The sequence below is a fragment of the Bacteroides sp. PHL 2737 genome (assembly GCF_004115325.2).
Classification (GTDB): Bacteria; Bacteroidota; Bacteroidia; order Bacteroidales; family Bacteroidaceae; genus Bacteroides; species Bacteroides hominis.
This window is the reverse complement of the sequence record NZ_CP040630.1, coordinates 692,626-714,495: the sequence shown is the minus strand read 5'-3', so window position 1 is coordinate 714,495 and position 21,870 is coordinate 692,626. Positions and strand designations below refer to the sequence as shown.

Sequence of the window (21,870 nt, the reverse complement as noted above, 5' to 3'; positions counted from 1 at the left end):
GGATTTTTGAGACGCTTTGGCGGATATTGGTGGAAGTATCGTTTGTCATTTTGGCAATATGTCAAATGAAGGCTCTCAGATTTCATTTTTTCGGCTCTTGGCACAGGTTCCCCCGGAAAAACGGCTCTATTTCGTTCCGGAGTTTATCGCATTTTCGGTTTTATCTTTCATTTTCTTTCAGAAAGAAAGCTGTGTGGACGTAAATGTTCCCGATACGTCTTCCGGGGAGGATCATCTGTCTTTTTGATGTTCCGATAAGGACTGTTGAGAGAAGGCTGTTAGAAGATTATAAGGTCCGGATAAGTGTTATTTTTCGGGACAATAGATGTAATTTGGATAACATATAGAGATATGGGGGAAAAGAAGTAAGCATTTTCCGAAAATGCTTACTTCTTTTGGGGTAAATGCTTACTTCTTTTCCCGAAAAGAAAGGGTCTTTTTGCCCTAAACCCCGGCTCATGTCGATGTAAACCCCGGCTTTCCGGTTCCAATTCACCGTTTTTTCTTCTGTCCGGCTCCTGGTTTGAGACTTTTTTCACCGGGTATGGTTAGCGAATAGCGCTTTTTACTGTCTTTTTGTTACTGAATCGGATCGGTGGGAAACAAAAGCGCACATTCCGCTTGTTGTGTCCCAAAGGCAGTACCGACGCGTACGGGGCTGTGTGGATGCTGTAGGAACGAACTGTTTCCTACGATTAATCGGGGAGCGTGATGTAGCACCAGATGGGGTAATGGTCTGAGTCTTTGATCGAATTGTCTACCGTACATCCCGATGCTTTCAGATTCTTGCTGATCAGGATATTGTCGATCCGGAAGTAGAATTTATTCTGGTTGTACGAGATACCCAGTCCCCGTCCCGATTCGGTGAATGCGTCATCCAGATCTTGCGAAATAACCCGGTGGGCATACGATATGGGAGAGTCGTTAAAGTCGCCGCAAACGATGACCGAGGGGTAGGGAGAACGGGCTATTTCCTGAGCAATGGCGCGTGCCTGTGCCGAGCGGATAGCCGAAGCTTCAGCCAGTTTATTGACGAGTTGCCGGATACCGCTTTTCACTTTTCCTGCTTTCGGGTCTTTCAGCATGTCTTCGTATACTACTTTATCTTCGCGGGTAAGCTTGTTCGATTCAAGATGATTGTTTATCAGCAAGACGGTGTCTTTTCCTATTTTTATATCGTAAACCATGCTGCCGTTGTAGTTGCTCTGATAGTCGAGCATACGGGCGGAAAGAATGGGGAACTTGGAGTAACAGGCTATCTGGCTGCCGGCTCCCGTCTTTCCCACCTGTTTGATGTGACGATACGGGTAGTCTTTTAAGGCTTGCCTGATCTCCTTATTGTTGAGGTGTATCTTGGCTGTTTCGGAACCCGCATACTCCTGCATGCAGACAATGTCGGCTTTGCTGTTCTTTATATAGTTCAGAATAGGGTTCTGTCCATTCTCTTTCTTCATGTTGCCAAAGGACATGATGTTGTACGAAAGGAGTTTAATGCTGTTCTCCGGCTGTCCGGACGGCCCCATGTTGAAGGGCATATACGTCCTGATCTGCGGATAACAAAGCAGGAATCCTAAAAGAGGTACCAACGCGAGACGGTAGCGCACGATAAGCCAAAAGACCAGAAAGCAGAAATTGATGACGAGAAAGATGGGGAATGTCAGTCCCAGACACGACTGCACCGGGTGTACTTCAGGGTTGATGTACGGACTGTAAGCCGTCAGCAGCAACATTCCGATGAAGAATGCGTTGACGGCCAGGAACAGGAATAGGGCTAATCTGCCTATATGCTTCATGCGTTATCTTTTGCTTGCGTCGAACAAGCTCTTTTTTTCTTCCGTAGTCAGGCTCTCGTAACCCGATTTCTTCAGTTTGTCGAGAATGCGGTCTATCTCGTCCGACTGTGCCTTTTTACGGGCATTGTAGTCGTAATCGTTCTGACGGGTATTGTTTCCGTAATGCACCTTCATTTTGGGTTTCCGTTTCCAGGTTTTGGCGCTGAACAGGGCGGCGATTGCGTCGAGCGCTTTGTTAACCCATGAAGTGATGTCTTTCCCTTTGTTCAGGCTGGCCGCAAACCAAAGTCCTGCCAGTGCCCCGCCCAGGTGGGCGATGTGCCCGCCTGCATTGCTTGAGGTGATAAAAAACAAATCGGTCAGCACAACGATCAGGGCCAGATACTTCAGACGCACATTGCCGAAAAAGAGAAGGCGTACAGGATAATTGGGCTCCCGATAGGCGGTTGCCACTACGATGGCCAGCACCGAAGCCGATGCGCCTACCATGGTGGAGTAGGCGGTCATTGGGCGAAAATACGGAAAGACATTATAAGAGATCATATACAGCAGCCCGCCACAGATTCCGCCTACAATATAAAGACCTCTCAGGTGTTTGCCCGAGAAGAAATACAGGAACAGCGAACCGAACCAATAAAGCCAGAGCATGTTGAACAGGATGTGCAGGAATCCTGCATGCATAAACATATAGGTAAAGATGGACCATGGTTGCCACACAAACCGTGTGAAGGATGCCGGCAAAGCTAATAATTCAAAGATCCCTGCCGCGCTCCGGTTGAACAACTGCAACAGGATACCGATCAGCGTCGTAACAACGAATACACCGACGTTGATGAATATCAGTTGGATATAGACGTTTCCCCTGCGAAACGCTTCTTTCAGGTCAGTTATAATATGTCCCATTGTTTCTGTTCTTTTTTCTCCAGTACATGATCAGGATAAATCCGAATATCATTCCTCCGAGGTGTGCAAAGTGTGCCACGTTATCACCCGGATTGTTGGCAAAGCCTGCGTACAACTCTATCAGGGCATATCCGATGACGAAGAACTTTGCCTTGATGGGGAAGGGCAGCGGGAAGATGAACAACTGCTGGTTGGGGAACAACATTCCGAAAGCCAGCAAGATGGCATATACGGATCCCGAAGCTCCCACTGTGGTCATCATGTTCAGGTATTCACTCATGGGGATAATACCCGTACCGATGTTTACACTGGTATATTGCGACAGTTCGGTCACGTATTGTATGTATTGCACCACCTCCTGAAGTAGGCCTGCGCCCACGCCGCAGAGGATATAATAGAATAAAAAACGTTTCGGTCCCCATACTTGTTCAAGAATCCGGCCGAACATCCATACTGCGAACATATTGAAAAAGATGTGGCTGAATCCTCCGTGCATAAACATATAAGTGAATAGCTGTGCCGGATTGAAGTTGTCGGCGAGGAAAAAGTGGAGACCCAGATAATCGGATAAGTTAATCCCGTAGCTTTGCGCTACAAGTTGACCGAGGAATAGGAGAACATTGATAATTATCAGGTTTTTTGTTACAGTTGGCATTCTTCTAATTTGTTAATGTAATTAATGTGATAATGTGTGCATTAGCTCCTTTACACATGATAATAGACGCAAAAATACGAATAAATTCTGTTCTACAGCAGAAAAATAATCTACTATTAGTTCTTTTTCAACAATTTGATGTGTTTTTTTGATGTTTTTATTTGATATGTTGTTTTGTTACTCTATATTTGTGAGGATTTTAAGGATATCTTTTGTGTAACATATATTAATTAATCATTTACGTATTATGAATAAGGCTGAACTTATTAATGCAATGGCAGCAGAATCCGGTTTAAGTAAAGTGGATTCTAAGAAAGCACTTGAAGCTTTCTTTTCTTCGGTTACAAAAGCTTTGTCAGCTGGTGACAAAATCTCTTTGGTTGGTTTCGGTACATTTTCTGTAGCTGAAAGAGCCGAAAGATCAGGTATCAATCCTTCTACAAAGAAAGCGATTATTATTCCCGCAAAGAAAGTTGCTAAATTCAAGCCAGGTGCTGAGCTGGCAGATGCTATAAAATAAGCATTTATAGTTGAAAAGAAATTAAGAGAGGAGACGCTGATGCGTCTCCTTTTTTTGTATCTTTGCGCGCAGAATAATAACTTGGATATGAAGATAGAAGATAAACTTGTGGCGTCCGTAATCAGCGGACTCAAAGCGCTTTACGGACAGGATGTGCCTGCCGCGCAAGTGCAGTTGCAAAAGACAAAGAAAGAGTTTGAAGGACACCTCACCCTTGTGGTATTCCCTTTCCTGAGAATGTCGAAGAAGGGCCCGGAGCAAACCGCACAGGAAATCGGTGAGTATCTGAAAGCCAATGAACCGGCTGTAGCAGCTTTCAATGTGATCAAGGGCTTCCTGAATCTGACCATCGCGTCGGCTGCCTGGATCGAACTGTTGAATGAGATTCATGCCGATGCACAATACGGCATTGTCTCAGCGGATGAAAATGCTCCGCTGGTAATGATTGAATATTCGTCACCCAATACCAATAAACCTCTTCATCTGGGCCATGTGCGCAATAACCTGTTGGGTAATGCACTGGCCAATATCGTCATGGCGAACGGAAATAAGGTAGTCAAAACCAATATCGTCAACGACCGTGGTATCCATATCTGCAAGTCGATGCTGGCATGGCAGAAGTATGGCAATGGTGAAACACCCGAGTCGTCGGGTAAAAAAGGCGACCATCTGGTAGGCGATTATTACGTCGCTTTCGACAAGCACTATAAAGCTGAGGTAGCGGAGTTGATGGAGAAAGGTATGACCAAGGAAGAAGCCGAGGCAGCCTCTCCGCTGATGAATGAAGCGCGTGAGATGTTGGTGAAATGGGAGGCGGGTGATCCAGAAGTGCGTGCACTCTGGCAGATGATGAATAACTGGGTATACGAAGGCTTTGGTGAAACCTACCGTAAGATGGGAGTGGGCTTCGATAAAATCTATTATGAATCCAATACATACCTGGAAGGCAAAGAGAAAGTGATGGAAGGTCTTGAAAAGGGTTTCTTCTTTAAGAAAGAAGATGGCTCGGTCTGGGCTGACCTGACGGCGGAAGGATTGGATCATAAACTGCTGCTTCGTGGAGACGGAACCTCAGTATACATGACTCAGGACATTGGTACGGCCAAATTGCGTTTTGCCGACTATCCTATTAATAAGATGATCTATGTGGTAGGAAACGAACAGAACTACCACTTCCAGGTATTGTCCATCTTGCTTGATAAGCTCGGATTTGAGTGGGGCAAGAGCCTGGTACATTTCTCTTATGGTATGGTGGAACTGCCTGAAGGCAAGATGAAGTCGCGTGAGGGTACGGTGGTAGATGCTGACGACCTGATGGCGGAAATGATTGCGACAGCCAAGGAAACTTCTCAGGAATTGGGCAAGTTGGACGGGCTGACACAGGAAGAGGCAGACGACATTGCACGTATCGTCGGACTGGGAGCACTGAAATACTTTATCCTTAAAGTGGATGCCCGTAAGAACATGACCTTCAACCCGAAGGAATCTATTGACTTTAACGGTAATACAGGTCCTTTTATCCAGTATACTTATGCACGTATCCAGTCCGTTCTGCGTAAAGCAGCCGAAGCAGGCATTGTGATTCCGCAAGTGCTTCCGGCCAATATCGAGCTGAGTGAGAAAGAGGAGGGATTGATTCAGATGGTTGCCGACTTTGCCGCAGTAGTGCGTCAGGCCGGTGAAGACTATAGCCCGTCAGGTATCGCCAACTACGTTTACGATTTGGTGAAAGAATACAATCAGTTCTATCATGACTTCAGTATCCTGCGTGAAGAGAATGAAGACGTGAAACTGTTCCGTGTCGCTCTGTCTGCCAATATTGCCAAGGTTGTCCGTTTGGGAATGGGATTGCTGGGCATTGAAGTACCGGACAGAATGTAAGATATTCTTTGAATAAAAATAGAAACTACGGGATTTCTTTAGTCAGAACAACTGCTAAAGGAATCCCGTAGTCGTATTTGCCTCATAAGTTCCGGAGAAATTATTGCAGATCCTGATAGTCCCAGATTTTATGTGACTTGCCATCTTCACTTATGATGCCACCGGAACAATATTTGTAAACGAGTTCCTTTTGGAAGCTGCCGATGGAACTTGCTTTTCCGTTTATCCAGTCGCTAAAACCGGGGTAAGTCTCAAAAAGACTGTTCTTTTCCTGCGGATAACTGAACGTACCGTTACCACTCGCTACGGCAAGGCCGTAAGGCATATTCTCCTTATTTACCATATCGTATACTTTGTAATCGATATCTGAACTGGCAGCGTACATCCGTTTTCCGTCTACTTCGATAAACCAGGCTACCCATGCTGCTTTTTTCTCAGTTCTGGGGATGGCATAGTTCTTTATGTTGGTTGGGGAGAGTTTGTAACGTATGGGAGTATTGTCGTTAACCGTATTGATGAATCCCTGTTTGCCTGCAAACAAATCTGTTCGTACGTCATTGCTGATAATATGTACTGAACCATCGGATAAAATACAACCTAACTTAATTGTTTTGATACTTCCCAATGCAATAGGTTGTATCTCTATTGTTTCAAGACTTTCCTCTTTAGCCCAAGGGAGATCTGTCTGATGTTTCACGTGAATGATTAAGTCATTGTAATCATAATCACCGTTTTGCGTATCTTCAAACATGACTGCCTGCCAGGTCTTGGCGTAAGTGGTCTCGGCACCTTCTTTTAGAACATCATAACTAATGTTGATACCATCTCCCGCACGGGTCGAAACTGCCGTATTTTTAGGTATACGGATGGTGATGGGTTCATTGGCTACGGCTATGGTGTCTTCTCCGTAAGTCACAAAGGTCGTATACCCTTCTTTGATAGGCACGTCGAAATCCTGAGAGGTTTCGCAGTTTGCCACACGTGTTTCAATAATCTGAGAATAATCTTTCTCGTCTTCGATGCAGGAAGTCCACAATGCAATAGAGGCAACTGCTAAAATGACTTTCTTCATAGATTGTTTGTTTTGTTTGTCCGGCAAAGATATGCAATAAAAGTGATAACTTGCTGAATAATAGTTGGGAAAATAAAAAAAACACAAATGATACAGATGCTGCACACTTCTCGGGAAAGTTGGCAGATTCTGTATCATCCGTGCTTTTTAATCGGGGAGCCTTGAGTATGGCTATTTCTTCTTGGCATAGCGTCCGCGTTTCGGAGCGCTTTCTGCCTTTTCGCTTTGCAGTTTAATGATTTCCAGACAAGTCTTGTAATTCAGGTCGGTCGGTACTACATCTTTCGGGATTTTATAGTTACTTCCTTTATAGGTAATGTATGGGCCATACCTGCCGTTAAGGATTTCCATTTCCGGATCTTCATCGAATTTTTTGATGTGCTTTTTCGCTTCTGCTTCGCGCTTGGCCAGAATCAGTTCGATAGCTTCGTCCAGTGTAACTTCCAGCGGATCGTAGGTTTTGGGCAAAGACACATATTTAGAGTCATGGTATACATAAGGTCCGAAACGTCCTGTACCGATGGTTACGGTTTTTTCTTCAAATTCTCCTACTTTGCGCGGCAATTTGAATAAATCCAGTGCTTCTTCCAGTGTGATGGTCTCCATGGACTGCCCTTTCTTCATCTGTGCGAAGCGGGGTTTGTCCGTATCGTCGGCTGTGCCGATCTGTACAACGGGACCGAAGCGTCCGATTTTTACCGATACGGTTTTTCCGGTTTTAGGTTCTTCTCCCAAGATACGTTCGCCTACCTTATGTTCGGTTTTAGTAGCCAGTGTCGTTTCCACTGACGGATGGAACTCCTTGTAGAAGTCCTTCATGATGCTTGTCCATTTTTTATCACCTTCGGCTATTTCGTCGAATTGCTTTTCTACGTTAGCTGTGAAGTTATAATCCAGGATGTTGGGGAAATATTCGGTAAGAAAGTCATTTACTACAGTACCGATGTCGGTCGGCAACAGTTTCGATTTCTCCGCCCCGACAACTTCCGTGTGTTTGACATCTGTAATTTGATCATCCTTCAGAGTCAGTATGTCGAATGAACGTTCTTCTCCGGTTTTATCGCCCTTCTCTACATATTCGCGTTGTTGGATGGTGGAGATAGTCGGTGCGTAAGTTGACGGACGTCCGATTCCCAATTCTTCCAGTTTGCGCACCAGGCTGGCTTCAGTGTAACGCGAGGGGCGTTGTGTGAAGCGTTCGGTAGCTACAATGCCCTGATGTTCCAGTATCTGTCCTTTTTTCAGGGGAGGCAGCAGGTGGCTCTCGTCTTCCTGTTCGTTATCATCGTCATACGACTCTTTGTATACGCGCAGAAAACCATCGAATTTAATAACTTCTCCGGTAGCGGTGAATTTGTCGCTTCCGCTACTGATACCAATGGTTGCCGTTGTTTTCTCCAATTCGGCGTCTGCCATTTGTGAGGCTATGGTACGCTTCCAGATCAGGTCGTATAGCTTTCTTTCCTGCGCCGATCCTTCGACAGTCTGGTTTTCCATATAAGTCGGACGAATGGCTTCGTGCGCTTCCTGGGCACCCTTGGTTTTTGTAGCAAAGTGGCGGGGATGCACATACTGTTCACCCATCATCTGTGCGATGGCAGCCTTGCTGCCTTCTGTGGCGTATTCCGACAGGTTGACCGAGTCGGTACGCATATAAGTGATCAATCCCGATTCATAAAGTTTCTGGGCAACCATCATGGTCTGTGCTACAGTGAACCCGAGTTTGCGGGCTGCTTCCTGTTGCAAGGTAGAAGTCGTGAAGGGAGCCGCCGGACTTTTCTTTACCGGGCGGGTTACGATATCTTCAATGGAGAATGTGGCAGCTTTGCATGACTCGAGGAACTTTTGGGCTTCCTTTTTCGTCTTCAGGCGACGAGCCAGTTCCGCTTTCATCTCTACCTGTTTACCATCGGCATCCGGTACCAGGAAAACCGCAGTGACACGGTATGAGGCTTCACTTTTGAAAGCCTGTATCTCGCGTTCGCGTTCTACAATCAGTCGTACTGCTACCGATTGTACCCGGCCTGCAGAGAGCGCCGGTTTCACTTTCTTCCACAGCACAGGTGAAAGTTCGAAACCTACGATGCGGTCTAAGATGCGGCGGGCCTGCTGAGCATTCACCAGGTTTATGTCAATGTCGCGCGGCTGTTCGATAGCCTTCAGTATGGCTGTTTTGGTGATTTCGTGAAAAACGATACGCTTCGTATTTTCAGGTTTTAGTTTCAGTACCTCGTAAAGGTGCCATGAAATAGCTTCTCCCTCACGGTCCTCATCGGATGCGAGCCATACGGTTTCCGCTTTGCTTGCTTCCTCTTTCAGTTTATCGACCAGCTCTTGTTTCTCTTCCGGTATTTCATATTTGGGTTTGAAATTCTTTTCTATATCGATAGAAAATTCTTTTTTCTTCAGGTCGCGAATATGTCCGTAACTTGAGAGAACTTTAAAATCTTTCCCAAGAAACTTTTCAATCGTTTTTGCTTTTGCTGGAGATTCGACAATGACAAGGTTTTTCTGCATATCTGTGATATTAAAACATATAAATTGCCCGCAAAAGTAGAAAAAAACGTTTTCTTTACCTTATAATATAGAGAGAATCTGATATTTTTTGCAAAAAAAGACCTTTTTTATAAGAATCTTTTAAAACTGGAAGCTAAGTCCTCCTACAAAATTGATTCCCTCAACCGGATAATACAAGTAGTACTGATATTTCTTATTCAGCAAATTGTCAGCCTTTACATATGCCGAGATTCCCTTGAAAATTTTATATGTAGCTCCCAAGCTTAGATTGCTGACGGCAGGAATACTTTTCCCGTAAGCTACGCTGTATCGTTCGGCTCTGCGGGTATATTGGTAGCCTGCGTTTAGCCAGAGTGCGGGTATCGGATGAACTTCTGCATGAATACCGAAATCAAACTCCGGTTTCATCAACAATGCTTCATCGTAGCTGAGCGCTTTCGAATCGGTTCCTTTGTTGTCCGTATTCCAGTGATAATAGGTTCCTCCTGCCGATAGGGCGAATAGGTCCTTGTATTCGTAGCTGGCTTTGATGCCTGCGTAAAAGTTATCCGTATTGGTTTGTCCCAAAGCGATATAATTTGCTCCGCTTCCACCAATCCATTGGTCTGCCGATTGGTACAAATCATCTTTCAGATTCTGGTATCCGCCGAATATATCGAACCAGAGGCCCGGTGTCGGACTGGCTTTGAATCCTAATCCGGCATTCAGTTGCTCATAAGTGTCTCTGACTTCCTGTCCCGGATCGAGGTATGGATTGTAGGTCTCCAATCGGCGGAAATCATTCAACTGTCTGCCTCCGGTTGCTTTGGCGTATAGTACGTAACTGTCGGAGAACACATATTGAGCTTTTACGTCCGGAGAGACACGTACTGCTTTTCCATTTCCGAAAGAGAGGTCTACGTTGGCTCCGACATGTACTCTCCAACTGTCATCATTCAATTCGTAGTAGGGATTCAGATCAAGCGTTGTACGGCTCTTGAAAATATTCTTTATCCGGTCTTTATTTTCTTTCAGTTCGTTCCCGTAGATCAGATTGTTCATGGCAAATCCGATAGCTACTGTCTGCTCGTCGCTGATTGAACCGCTTACGGTTGCCAAGGTGCGTATCAGCGTTTCGTTTACTCCTCCGAAGAGCTGACATTGTTGGCGTCCGTATAACATCAGGTTGGTTTCCGCCCGGTATTGCAGCGGTAGGGTTTCGTCAGTCGATTTCACTCCGAAGTGCACATCACCGGAAGTAAACTTCTGCTTCTTGAATCCGTAAGGTTCGTAATTGAAATTGCTCAGGCCGAAATTACCGGCTACGTTCAAATCCAGTTTGGCAAATTGGTGAACATAATCTACGTTTGCCCTTGTGCGGTAATAGAAGGCATTCCATTTTCGGGTATCACCGAAAGGCATATCTAACTTTCCGTCCATTCCGTCCATCTTGAAGTTTACGTTTAGTTTGTCCTGATCCGAGAGCCGGAACAGATAATTGGCCAAAATATCCAGATTGCCATAATTACCGTATCCCAGACGGACGTATCCCGGAATGAAGCCCGGTTGTATTTCCTTGCCGGTGTAAGCTCCTATTGTCCCCATCGGAATTGAAGTGGCAGGCGTAGTGAATGTGGCATATTCCACTTCTTTTTTACTGACAGTAGGCTCTTCTACTTTAGGGAGGACATTTACTTTGGAAGCATCCATTATGTCCGGGTTATATTGCTGCTCTACCACTACGGTGCGGTTTACAGTCGTATCTTTGGGTTGCGTCTGAGCCAGTATCGAAACAGGCAGCGCGGTAAAAGCAATTCCTAAAAGGATATAATTGTTATATTTCATACTCTGTTACTTATTAAGGTTGTTCAGTCTGCTTTCAATCATATTCTCGATATCATCGTCAGCATGGTAATTCTGCTGCAGGCTCAGCAAGTACTGACGGGCATCCAGTTTTTTATCCATAGCTACGTATACATCCGACAGGAGGATGAACCCGCGTGCCAGCCAGTAGGCATGTGGTGTGCTTTGGTCGATGAAGTTCAGCAACTCTTTCTCTGCGGCTGCATAATTCTGCGTGTTGTACAGCTCTTGTGCAACCAGGAATTTTGCTTCCGCGCCATACAGGTTGCGTGTATCTTTTGCCAACTCTTTTAAATCTGCCATGGCTGCCTTATCTCCTTTCTGGTTCAGGTAAGCCTTTGCCCGATAATACAAAGCTTCATTCTTGAGTTCAGGACTCAGTTTGGCTTCGGATAGCAAGGCCGTTGCCGCATGGATGGTTTCCGTATCGTCTTTCAGCAAATAAGCTGCACGGAGCATGCCCGTTTCAGCAAGCAATCTTCGTTCGGCAGTGGTTGCTTTCTCTTTCAGCATTTTGTAACTTGCCAATGCATCGGCAAACTGCACTTTGTTGAACTGAACTTCCGCACGCATAATCAGTGCTTCTTCCGAGAACGGATTGTCCGGATATTCAAGCAACTTGCCCGAGTGTTCCAGAATCATATCATAATTTTTCTGTTCTTTACCTATCAAGCAGAGATAATAGTGGGCATTCAGTCCGAATGCTCCGTCCGGGAAAGTTTGCAGATACTTTCCGAAGCTTTCTTTAGCCTGTTCCACCCGTCCGCGCATATAAATCTTCTCAGCTGCCATGTAGGTCAGTGAATCCTGTTCGCTGGCATCGAAGCGGATGTTGCCCGGCATGGCCGAAGCCAGTGCGGCAAATTCGTCGATGCGGTTCATGTCTACATAGATCGACTTCAGGTCGCGCATGGCCAGGCGGGCTTCGTCGCTTCCCGGATATTTCTGTACTACCTGTTTATAAGCGTCAATGGCCTGGTTATAATCTTCATTCTGGTAGTAGAGCAAACCGATTTCCGCTGCTGCCTTGCGGCTGACGGGGCTTTCGGGATATTTGGCCAATAACTCCTTGAAAGAGGTGATGGCCTGTTGGTTATTATCCATCAGGACATAAGAGCGTCCTTTTTCGTACAGAGCACTGATGGCATAGGGTGAAGCGGGATATTTACCTGCCAGGCGGTTCAGCCAGGTGATTTTGCCTGAATAGTCTTTTTGCAGTCCCGATACCAGTGCGAGTTGGTAGAATGAATAATCTCCCGAGGGAGTATTCATTGCTTCTGCCTGTGAATAATAGTGTTTGGCTTCATCGAAGTTACGTACATCCAGGTAGCAGTCACCGATGCGGTTGTAGGCATCGGCCAGTGCCGTTTTATTTTCTCCTTTCTCCAGGCTGATGTATTTTCGGAACCAGTTTTGTGCTTGTACATAATCTTTTTGATGAAATGCGATATAGCCTAAGTTATAATGTGCCAGGGCATACATTTCGTTATTGGTCTGTTGAGTCAGTTGCAGATAATCGGTGAAGTTACGTTTGGCTTCTTCCATCCGGTTCAGTCGATAGTATGCTTCGCCCCTCCAGTAGAGGGCGTCTGCTTTGGTCTGCCGGTTGTATTGTCCGAGTCCGAGTGAGCGGTCGAAGTAGCCGATGGACTGTTCGAATTGCGTGTTGGCAAACGCTTGTGTACCCAGTTGGAATAAGATACGCTGTTTGGCTTCCAGAATACGTTTGCCGGGGTGGGCGATACGGTCGATTGACTTCAGTGCCGCTTCATAGCTCCGCGTATTCATATATACCTCTACCAGATAGCTGCTTACCATCTCGGCATATTCGGAGGTGGGGAATTCATTGAGGAATTTTTCAAAGACAGTCACCGATTCTCCGAAAGCCGAATAAGATGTTTCGTGGATACATAACGCATAATTGTAGGCAGCTTGTTCTTTAATCTTCGGATTTGCGTTCGAAGCGGCAGCCTGTTCGAATGCCATGCGTGCTTTGTTCTTTTCAGCCAGATGCAGATAGGCAAGTCCCATGTGCAAGTAAGCATTCTGTGTCAACGCGTCGTTTTCGGTAGTGACTTCTCCAAGTGTTTCGGCAGCTTTAGAGAAAACACCGGTCTGGAAATAAGACAGCCCCAGCATATAGAGTGCATCTCTTCGGGGTGCATTTTCTTTTTCCAGATAATTTCGGAAAGAAGTGACCGCCTTGTGATAATCTCCGAAATGATAATATGCATCTCCCAGAATCCGGTACATTTCAGCGGCGTGTTCGTTTTGCGGATAGGCAGACAGGTAATTCTGGGCCACGATCTGAGCCTTGTCATAGTTCTTCTTGATGGCATAGATTTCAGCAATGTAATAGGGTACCAGGGCTTTGTATTTAGCGTCATCCTGTAATGGGAGAAAGCCTTTCAGTGCTTCATCGTACCGTTTCTGCGTGTATCGGATGTATGAGATATAGTATGAGCAGTCATTCGCATACTTGGGACTGCTTGCTTTCAGGGTTTCGAACCAGATGGCCGCTTCTTTGACATTGCCTACTTTCAGGTAGCAGGTAGCCAACTGGTAGGTCATGTCGTCCCGTTCTTCATTGCCCAGCAGGTCGAGACGTGAAGAGTTGAACAGGGCAAGTGCTTCGTCATAGTTCCCTTGGTAAAAATAAGCGGAAGCTATCAGTGCATAAATCCGGTTGGCGTGAGGAGTGTCCGGATAGGTATCCAGATAGCTGCGCAGTTGTGCGATGGCATTGCGGTCTTTCAATTCATATGCCGAGCATACCAACATGTATTCAGCCTCTTCTTTCAGGTTCACATCCGCTTTCTGGCGGACGAATGTGCGTAGGGGAGGCATAGCGGCTGCATAGTTCTTTTGCAGAAACAGCTCTTTCCCTTCTTTATACAGATTTACGGGAGACGTTATTTTCTCGCTGGTTTGTGCCTGCAGAGCGACAGGCACACAACATGCCACGGCACATATCAATCGTGATATCTTTTTTTTCATAATTCAGAGTTTTGACAAAAGTACTTGTTTTTATGTATTTTACCTCTCTTTCAGGAATCTTTTTAACCCTTTTTTGATAGAGCCGAGTCCGAACTCTTCGGGATTAATTTGGTTCAATGGGACGAAAAACGAGTCTGCTACATCATCCATTGCCTCAAAGTGACTTGTGTTTTCCACTTGGCAAAGGAAAAACATGTCGAGCGTATGTACAGGAAACCCGGAATAGATATAAATGTTCGGAAGTGAAAACAGGTAGGTTGCCTTTTTCACTTTCAGTCCGGTTTCCTCTTCTACTTCCCGAGCCACTCCTTCTTCACCCGTTTCGTTCATGTCGATGAAACCGCCCGGAAGGTCCAGTGTGTCTTTAGCCGGTTCTTTGGCACGACGACATACCAACAGTTCGTCTTGCTCATTCAGAATCAGTGCCACTGTAGCCGATGACGGGTTGAAATAATAAACGAACCCGCAATCGGTACATTGTTTAGACTTCTCGTTATGAATCTCAAAATGGGCTGAACCACATTTCGGACAGTATTTGAATTGGTTAAGTGGGTGTTCCATCCTTCTCATTGTTTTTGTACGGGCAAAAATAATGAAAAAGAAGCAGTTTCAGGTGATATGTCCGTCAGTATTGTATGTTTTAATATAAAGCGTATAAATCCGTATGGAAATTAATGCAGCGCATTTTTGCACATTGCACTGCATTTGGCTTTTATATTGTCTATATTATGGCATTTGTCTGATTATTAGCTAATTTGCTACGATTATTTCGTATATTCCTGATAAACAAATATATATGCATGTGTTTTTTAGTACGAAAGTTTGTCCCTTTCAAATATATTCCCTATTTTTGAAGAACCGATTCCGAACCTTATATTTAATAAACAGGCAGGATTATGAAAAAGTATATATGTCTTTTCTTGATGCTTTGGGGATTATTGCCGGGCTTTGCCCAGCAGACCGACACTGTAGTACTGAATCTTTCGGAAGCCATTACCCATGAACCCAAGGTAATAATGCTTAGCGAAATAGCTTCCGATATTCACTTTATTTCTTTGGAAACAACGGATGACTTTTTCTTGTGCGATGAATATCGCATCATCTATACCGGAGATGATATTCTGGTATATGACCGGCAGATGAGAAATTATTTTCGTTTCGATAAGAACGGGAAGTTACTCAACCGGATTGGTGAGTATGGTCAAAAGACGGAGAATTATCTTGTGGGACTGTCGTTCTCTTATGATTATTCGGAGAAAAGAGTATATGTACATGATATAAGAACACTGGTCTGCTATGATCTGGATGGAAAATTTATAAAACGTATACCGGTTCCGCATCTCAATGGCGATGCCTGTGCGGTATTTGATAAAGGGCATATCCTTTATAGTGATAGCCGGTTTTACATAGATCGGGATAATCCGTTACAACTCTTTCTGACAGACGAAACCGGTAAGGAGTTAAAAGTGTGGCAAGGCTATGTTGAGAAATATAAGTCTTATAAAGCTCTGATGTCTACTCGCGATTTGATGTACAATTATCAGGGAGCTGTTTATTTTAAACCTGCATTTGAAAATCTTATTTATAGGATAGATGGACAGGGAGAAAAGACGGTTGCCTGGCAGTTTGATTGTTCAGGTTATGAGATCAATGTTTCTGTCAATGAAGCTGATCCAAAGAATCGTTATCAGGCTATTTCTGTTCAGCAAGTGTTTGAATCGGATCACTACTTATTCGTTTCCTATATTTTAAGGAATAACAATTTCACAGGTTTGTATGATAAAGATCAAAGGACGTTTTCGAATGTAATTGTAAAGGATGACTTATCCGGAGGTTTTGATTTTATCTTCTCCGGTATAGGTTTTGGTAATCAGTTGATAAACGCTCATGCTGTTTCCTATGCAAAAAAGGCAGAACGCTATCCGGAAGCTTTATTACCATCCCGCAGGCAAGAATTGGATTCATTGGTCAATCAATTACGTATGGGAGATAATCCGGTGATATCCATAACGACTTTAAAATAATAACGACTAAAACGAACGATATGATACAGAAAGACTTTTTTATCAGTGTGTTAACTTTAGGGCTGATCCTTTGCTTTATTGCTTGTGGAGAGAAAAAAATAGCCGTAAAGTCCGCGCTTGAGAGGGTGGAAGCTTTTGCTTTTGATGTAAATGACGATTATCTACAGAGCTACGCCGGTAGTTTTTGTTATTCCACATCAGCCCGTATTGATGGTAAACAGTGTTTAGTAGTCTATAATGGTAAACTTCACTCTGTTGATATTTTGAATCTGACCGATTGTCAGCCTTTGCGGCAAGTAATTTTGGCCAAGGAGGGGCCGGACCAGATCCTTACTCCCAAAGGGATTGGCTATTATAAGGATTCATTTATTATATTTACTACCAATGGTTTGTATCGCGTTGGTCAGGACGGGAAAGTATTGTCTAAGAAACTGCTGAATGATTTGCCTCAGGTTAAGGAAGATGGATATGGCATAGCCGTACCCGGTCTTTCTATTTATTTTAGTGTGTATAGTTTCTTTGGATTTGATGCCAGTAAGGGGGTAGTGGCATTACCTCTTTATTCTTATGAGGAAGATGCTACAGGAGAATATGCTAAGAAAGTATTGGTCATTTCGTGTGATGATTGGAGTATACGGAATGAAGTGGAAATAGATTGTCCTGATATCATAAAGAAGGAGGGAGACATGCAATTATTGAGTTGCATCAATGTACTTCCTCACGGAGACTGGCTGATTTATAATTTTCCGGCATCTTCCAAAGTTTATGTTTACGATTTGTCGGCAAAGAAGAGTAAAGAATATGATTTCCCTTCTACCTTTACAGATTCTTTTTTCCGTTTACCGGATATGAACGAAGAGGAACCCGGTTTCGGATGTCTGAAAACCGGTTATTATTTCCCATTGTGCTATGATGCGTACCATGACGTATTCTGGCGAGTTCAGCAGGGACCATTGGATGGGCATGGAGTAGCAGGCAAGCCTTTTTCTGTCATGTGTATATCTACTGACCTGATGAATAGTGCAGAGTACGTGATTCCTGCCGGTTCAAAAATTTATCCGGATCTGGCTTTTACGGATTCATTGGTTTTATTGCCTTATACGGGAGGAGATAAGATAGGTGAAAACAATATGTGCTTCTATGGATTGGAGTATTAAGGCTTTCCATCTTCTCCTCTCATACGAAAAGTGCATTTCGATCTTCCATCTTCCACCTTTTTTGAGATTACCGATTGATTATCTGTAGTTTAATAGGGTGGAAGATAGCGTTTTAAGGCCATTTATCTTCCACCTCTATCTTCCATCTTCCACCCTCTTTTTTAGGAGGAATATTCGTTTTAATGACTTGATATATAGATAGATAATGTTTGTTTTTTAACTGTTTAAGTCTTTAAAAGCATTTCGTATTCCTTGCTATCTTTAGTGGAAATGGTTGTTTCTTTATCTGAGTCCGGGTGTGGGGGCTAATGGGCCCGGGTATGCGGGCTGATGAGCCCGGGCATGTAGGCTGATGAGCCCGGGTATGCGGGCTTAGGTAAAGATACCGTTTGTAATGTAAATGTTCTTATTAATGATGGTTTATGAAACGAATAAAATAGGTTTGCTTCCTTGTAAATGATTCGTCTGATATTTATATTATTCTGACATTCTTTCTAATTATTTGCATCGGATGTTCTCCCGTACGTGAAGACATGGGTGAAGGCCAACTGTATACCTTGGATGTTAGTAGCGTTGATAAAACTGTTTGTGAGATTCCTCTGTCCGATCTTTTAGAATCGTTTGGTATAAAAATGGCTACGTTCGGTACATTTATTTGTGAAATATTTGGAGATATGATATGTTTCCCTTATTTTCCAGAAAAATCTAATTGGACAATGGAAGGCATAGTCTTACAATTACGACAAATCATCCGGTATTATATACTTCATGGGAGTTACTTTGCTGATTGTGGACCTCTGAATGATAAGATGGGATTTGTCTTGTTTTTCTTTCATTATATTCGTTATGCGAGTGACTCCAAGAGGGATGAACCGAAAAAACTTTCTTGTAAATACGGATTGAAAACATTGGTATTATGAAACATATTTATTTAATAATGAATAGTAGCCGTGGCGCACAATATGGAATAGGCACCTATATCCGGCAAATGACGAAATGTCTGGAAGAGGTTGAGGCTATTGCTTTGACGATAGTAGAGTTGGAGTCTGCCGGGAAAGAGGTAACGGTTACATTCGATGCCACAGGAAAGGTTCGGTATTTAAGAATACCGGAGATTCCGTCTTTAAAATATAAGTGGGAGTTTGAGAGGTATTATCGGAATGCTGCTTATTTGATTTCTTTATATGTGGATGTCGAACAATCTAATATTTTTCATTTGAATCATTTGCAACATCTTTCTCTCGGTGAGTATCTGAAGCATAGACATCCAACTTGTCATACAGTGATAACTATTCACTATTTGGACTGGTGCTTCCAGTTGAATGGTAATGTCCGAAGGTTTCATTCTGTTTTGAAGAAAACGGTTGGGGAGGAACTTAGTAAAATGGAACAATATGTGTTATCTGATTATATACACGATAAAAGATATTTGACAGGGATTGACCGTTTGATTTGTTTGACCATGTTTACAAGAGAATTGCTTCATAAAGACTATGACGTACCTTATGGTAAAATGACAGTAATTTATAATGGTTTGAAGGATGAGGCAGTGTTTCTTTCTATAGATGCACGGCGTAAATTGAAAACTTCATTGTGGTTTGCGGAAGAAAGTAAAATCATTCTTTTTGTGGGACGGTTGGATTCGGGGAAAGGTGTCGATATTCTGATACATGCTTTTAGGAGAGTACTTGAGGAGGTACCGGAGGCTCATTTAATAGTAGTGGGAGATGGCTCCTATAACAGGTATATGAAAGCATGTTCCGGTATTCGGAATAAAGTTACTTTTACGGGAAAAGTGGACAAAGATGAGTTGTATGCTTTTTATCGGATAGCAGATGTGGGGGTGATGCCCTCTTTCCATGAGCAATGCAGCTATGTGGGCATTGAAATGTTGATGCACGGGTTACCCGTCATCGGGACGGATACTACAGGGTTAAAAGAAATGGTAGAGGACCTTTATTGTTTGCCTTTGGTAGAAACGGAAGACGACATTTCTATTCCTATGGGATTGTTGGTTAGGTGGTTGGTTGAATTATTGAGGAAAGGAGAAAGGGACCATAGAAGTCGAGAGAAGTATGAAAAGAATTATTCGTTGGACCAAATGAAGAATAGGGTTTTAAACCTCTATAATGATTTTGATATGGATCGGGATCATTTGAGTTAATTAATTTATTGTTTTACCTTTAATTCTTAGTAACATGAAAAAGTTATCGAAGATTAATTTAGGCCAGTTGCATAAAAACGACATGGCGGACCGCGAAATGAATCAGTTACGCGGGGGAAACAATTGCGGATGCGATTGTACATTTGACAATAATAAGACAGACTCGGTGCCTAAGAGTACAATTTATGAGTTCTCTTGGACTCAAGGTGTTGTAGATGAAGGTAGTGATATTTGTTCTTGGGAAGGAAGTAGCTGCGTTTACGGTGGTAGTAAAGTGCCTCAGTAAGGGAGCGTAATAGGTGCAGGGAGGATTCAATCCTTCCTGCATACTTATTGTCCATTTAATTTATGTAGATATGAAACTGTTTATTTCGTCATTGTTTTTGATCTTTTGTGTTTCTTGTTCTTCCAGGCAGGAAGACAGGAGTGAAGAAGAGCCATTGTATACTTTGGATGTTAGTAGCGTCGATAAAACTGTCTGTGAAATACCTTTGTCTGATCTTTTAGAATCGTTTGAGATCGTAAAATTGGAGAACCGCCCGGAAGCCTTTTCTAAAATTTGGAGTTGGTTTATTGATAAAGACTTTATCGGTTTGTTTTCACGTCCGGATCCTTTAAAATTATTCACCCGGGAAGGCAAATTTATATGTAGTATAGGCGGTGTGGGAGAAGGTCCCGGTGAATATTTCTCTGTCATACATGCATCGTTTGATAAAAGCTATAATCGTGCTTATCTGTCGGACTTTCGGGGGAATAAGATCAAGGTTTATGAACTATCTTCCGGTACATTTCTACCGAAAGAAACGATTCTTTTGCCAGAACCTTGCAATTTCCCCATATTTTATATGGATCCCGAAGAAAAAGAACTAATGGTGTTTCATATTCCATTTCAGGCGAGTAAAACAAATACGCATTATAAAAAAACGAATGTGAATTTTGGCTGGGTGCAGGATTTCAAAGGAAATGTCCTTCAAGCCATACCCGCCGAACAGTATGCGATCCCTCTTAATATGGGTAGTTCGGTGCATTTTGACATGTTTCAAGGTGATCCTCCCGTTTTTGCAGTTCATCTTGCTGATATCAGAGCTACCAGAAATGATACGTTGTACCATTATGATAAAGCTCGAAATGAACTTATCCCACGCTTTACAACCAACCTTCCCTCTGATCCTTTGTATTTGATAAAGGTCATGGAAACTCCTTTGTATTATTATGCTTATGGACAGAAATATACAGTTGAACTTAATCCTGAGTATTTAGAGAAACTTTGGACGATACAGGTCAATAAATCAACAAAGGAAGCTAAGTATGTAAAGGTTATTAATGATTACTTAGGCGGTACTGAATTTGAATTTTCATTTTTTCTGGGGTGTATTGGGGGAAATTATTTTTTTAAGTCTTATGAACCCCTTGAGCTAAAGGATTTGTTGGAGGGTGTTCTTCAAAATAATACTTTCCTTTCTGACAAAAAACGGCGTGAGTTAACTAAACTGAAAGATAGCTTACATGAAAATGATAATAATGTCCTCTTAATAGGTAAACTAAAAACACGGTATTAAGATTAGTGGTAATTAAAAAATGAATGTATGAAATCCGATGCTTCTTCCATCCGGAGATGGATCATAAGATGATTATTTGGAAATAGCAGGGCGAAATAAGAACGACTGTTGCGTTTGGTATAAAAAATGGCTACGTTCGGTACATTTATTTGTGAAATATTTGGAGATATGATATGTTTCCCTTATTTTCCAGAAAAATCTAATTGGACAATGGAAGGCATAGTCTTACAATTACGACAAATCATCCGGCATTATATACTTCATGGGAGTTACTTTGCTGATTGTGGACCTCTGAATGATAAGATGGGATTTGTCTTGTTTTTCTTTCATTATATCCGTTATGCGAGTGACTCCAAGAGGGATGAACCGAAAAACTTTCTTGTAAATACGGATTGAAAACATTGGTGTCATGAAACATATCTATTCTTTTTATCGGATTCCATGGGATCATTTGAGTTAATTAATTTATTGTTTTACCTTTAATTCTTAGTAACATGAAAAAGTTATCGAAGATTAATTTAGGCCAGTTGCATAAAAACGACATGGCGGACCGCGAAATGAATCAGTTACGCGGGGGAAACAATTGCGGATGCAATTGTAGATTTGATGACCTTACTGAGCAATCGGTACCTAAGAGTACAATTTATGAATTCTCTTGGGCTGAAGGCTATTATGATGATGACAGTACAGTTTGTTCTTGGGAAGGAAGTAACTGCGTTTACGGCGGTAGTAAAGTGCCTCAGTAAGGGAGCGTAATAGGTGCAGGGAGGATTCAATCCTTCCTGC

The 21,870-nt window shown here is 43.1% G+C and carries 16 protein-coding genes; 8 read left to right on the top strand and 8 right to left on the bottom strand.

Annotated features, from left to right (window positions below):
- Window positions 1-695 precede the first annotated feature (695 nt).
- The 3 genes from DBK98_RS03065 to DBK98_RS03055 are packed head-to-tail and all read right to left on the bottom strand — an operon-like array spanning window position 696 to window position 3,351.
- Window positions 696-1,793, bottom strand: a complete 1,098-nt coding sequence (locus DBK98_RS03065) for an endonuclease/exonuclease/phosphatase family protein (protein WP_005781809.1) — start codon at window positions 1,791-1,793, stop codon at window positions 696-698.
- A gap of 3 nt (window positions 1,794-1,796) precedes the next feature.
- A complete protein-coding gene (locus tag DBK98_RS03060) occupies window positions 1,797-2,696 on the bottom strand; it encodes a rhomboid family intramembrane serine protease (protein WP_005781812.1) in 900 nt (299 codons plus the stop codon).
- Window positions 2,677-3,351, bottom strand: a complete 675-nt coding sequence (locus tag DBK98_RS03055) for a rhomboid family intramembrane serine protease (RefSeq protein WP_005781814.1) — start codon at window positions 3,349-3,351, stop codon at window positions 2,677-2,679. Before DBK98_RS03055 ends, DBK98_RS03060 begins: the two co-directional genes overlap by 20 nt.
- Before the next feature lie 247 nt (window positions 3,352-3,598).
- Here DBK98_RS03055 and DBK98_RS03050 point away from each other — a divergent pair, with 247 nt between their 5' ends.
- Both DBK98_RS03050 and argS read left to right on the top strand, forming a co-directional pair.
- The gene (locus tag DBK98_RS03050; RefSeq protein ID WP_005781816.1) at window positions 3,599-3,871 is read left to right on the top strand and encodes an HU family DNA-binding protein; all 273 of its coding nucleotides are present in this window, start codon (window positions 3,599-3,601) and stop codon (window positions 3,869-3,871) included.
- Window positions 3,872-3,958: 87 nt separating this feature from the next.
- Window positions 3,959-5,752: an arginine--tRNA ligase gene (gene argS, locus DBK98_RS03045; RefSeq protein WP_033572497.1), complete on the top strand. Its 1,794-nt coding sequence runs from the start codon at window positions 3,959-3,961 to the stop codon at window positions 5,750-5,752.
- 100 nt (window positions 5,753-5,852) lie between these two features.
- Here argS and DBK98_RS03040 read toward each other — a convergent pair whose 3' ends face one another.
- From DBK98_RS03040 to DBK98_RS03020, 5 genes are all read right to left on the bottom strand, one after another.
- Window positions 5,853-6,824: a DUF4842 domain-containing protein gene (locus DBK98_RS03040; RefSeq protein WP_032536969.1), complete on the bottom strand. Its 972-nt coding sequence runs from the start codon at window positions 6,822-6,824 to the stop codon at window positions 5,853-5,855.
- A gap of 171 nt (window positions 6,825-6,995) precedes the next feature.
- On the bottom strand, window positions 6,996-9,341 hold the full coding sequence (gene topA / locus DBK98_RS03035; protein WP_032536933.1) for a type I DNA topoisomerase: 2,346 nt from the start codon (window positions 9,339-9,341) through the stop codon (window positions 6,996-6,998).
- A 120-nt stretch (window positions 9,342-9,461) separates the two neighbouring features.
- Window positions 9,462-11,165, bottom strand: coding sequence for a TonB-dependent receptor (locus DBK98_RS03030; protein ID WP_032530942.1), 1,704 nt, complete (start codon window positions 11,163-11,165; stop codon window positions 9,462-9,464).
- Between the two features lie 6 nt (window positions 11,166-11,171).
- Window positions 11,172-14,180 (bottom strand): tetratricopeptide repeat protein, encoded by a 3,009-nt coding sequence (locus DBK98_RS03025; protein WP_032530941.1) that lies wholly within the window; start codon window positions 14,178-14,180, stop codon window positions 11,172-11,174.
- Between the two features lie 39 nt (window positions 14,181-14,219).
- Window positions 14,220-14,741: an NUDIX domain-containing protein gene (locus DBK98_RS03020; RefSeq protein ID WP_005822363.1), complete on the bottom strand. Its 522-nt coding sequence runs from the start codon at window positions 14,739-14,741 to the stop codon at window positions 14,220-14,222.
- A 335-nt stretch (window positions 14,742-15,076) separates the two neighbouring features.
- On the opposite strand from DBK98_RS03020, the gene DBK98_RS03015 reads away from it, so the two are divergent.
- From DBK98_RS03015 to DBK98_RS02990, 6 genes are all read left to right on the top strand, one after another.
- Complete coding sequence (locus DBK98_RS03015; RefSeq protein ID WP_032536934.1) at window positions 15,077-16,204, top strand: 6-bladed beta-propeller; 1,128 nt, start codon at window positions 15,077-15,079, stop codon at window positions 16,202-16,204.
- A gap of 20 nt (window positions 16,205-16,224) precedes the next feature.
- Window positions 16,225-17,361, top strand: coding sequence for a DUF4221 family protein (locus DBK98_RS03010; protein WP_032536935.1), 1,137 nt, complete (start codon window positions 16,225-16,227; stop codon window positions 17,359-17,361).
- A 916-nt stretch (window positions 17,362-18,277) separates the two neighbouring features.
- The gene (locus DBK98_RS03005) at window positions 18,278-19,525 is read left to right on the top strand and encodes a TIGR04157 family glycosyltransferase (RefSeq protein WP_032536937.1); all 1,248 of its coding nucleotides are present in this window, start codon (window positions 18,278-18,280) and stop codon (window positions 19,523-19,525) included.
- Window positions 19,526-19,559: 34 nt separating this feature from the next.
- Window positions 19,560-19,811 carry a TIGR04149 family rSAM-modified RiPP gene (locus DBK98_RS03000; RefSeq protein ID WP_032536938.1) on the top strand — a complete coding sequence of 84 codons (252 nt, stop codon included), beginning with the start codon at window positions 19,560-19,562 and terminating at the stop codon, window positions 19,809-19,811.
- 70 nt (window positions 19,812-19,881) lie between these two features.
- On the top strand, window positions 19,882-21,084 hold the full coding sequence (locus DBK98_RS02995; protein WP_122330442.1) for a 6-bladed beta-propeller: 1,203 nt from the start codon (window positions 19,882-19,884) through the stop codon (window positions 21,082-21,084).
- Between the two features lie 494 nt (window positions 21,085-21,578).
- Window positions 21,579-21,830 carry a TIGR04149 family rSAM-modified RiPP gene (locus DBK98_RS02990; protein WP_032543073.1) on the top strand — a complete coding sequence of 84 codons (252 nt, stop codon included), beginning with the start codon at window positions 21,579-21,581 and terminating at the stop codon, window positions 21,828-21,830.
- Window positions 21,831-21,870: the final 40 nt, after the last annotated feature.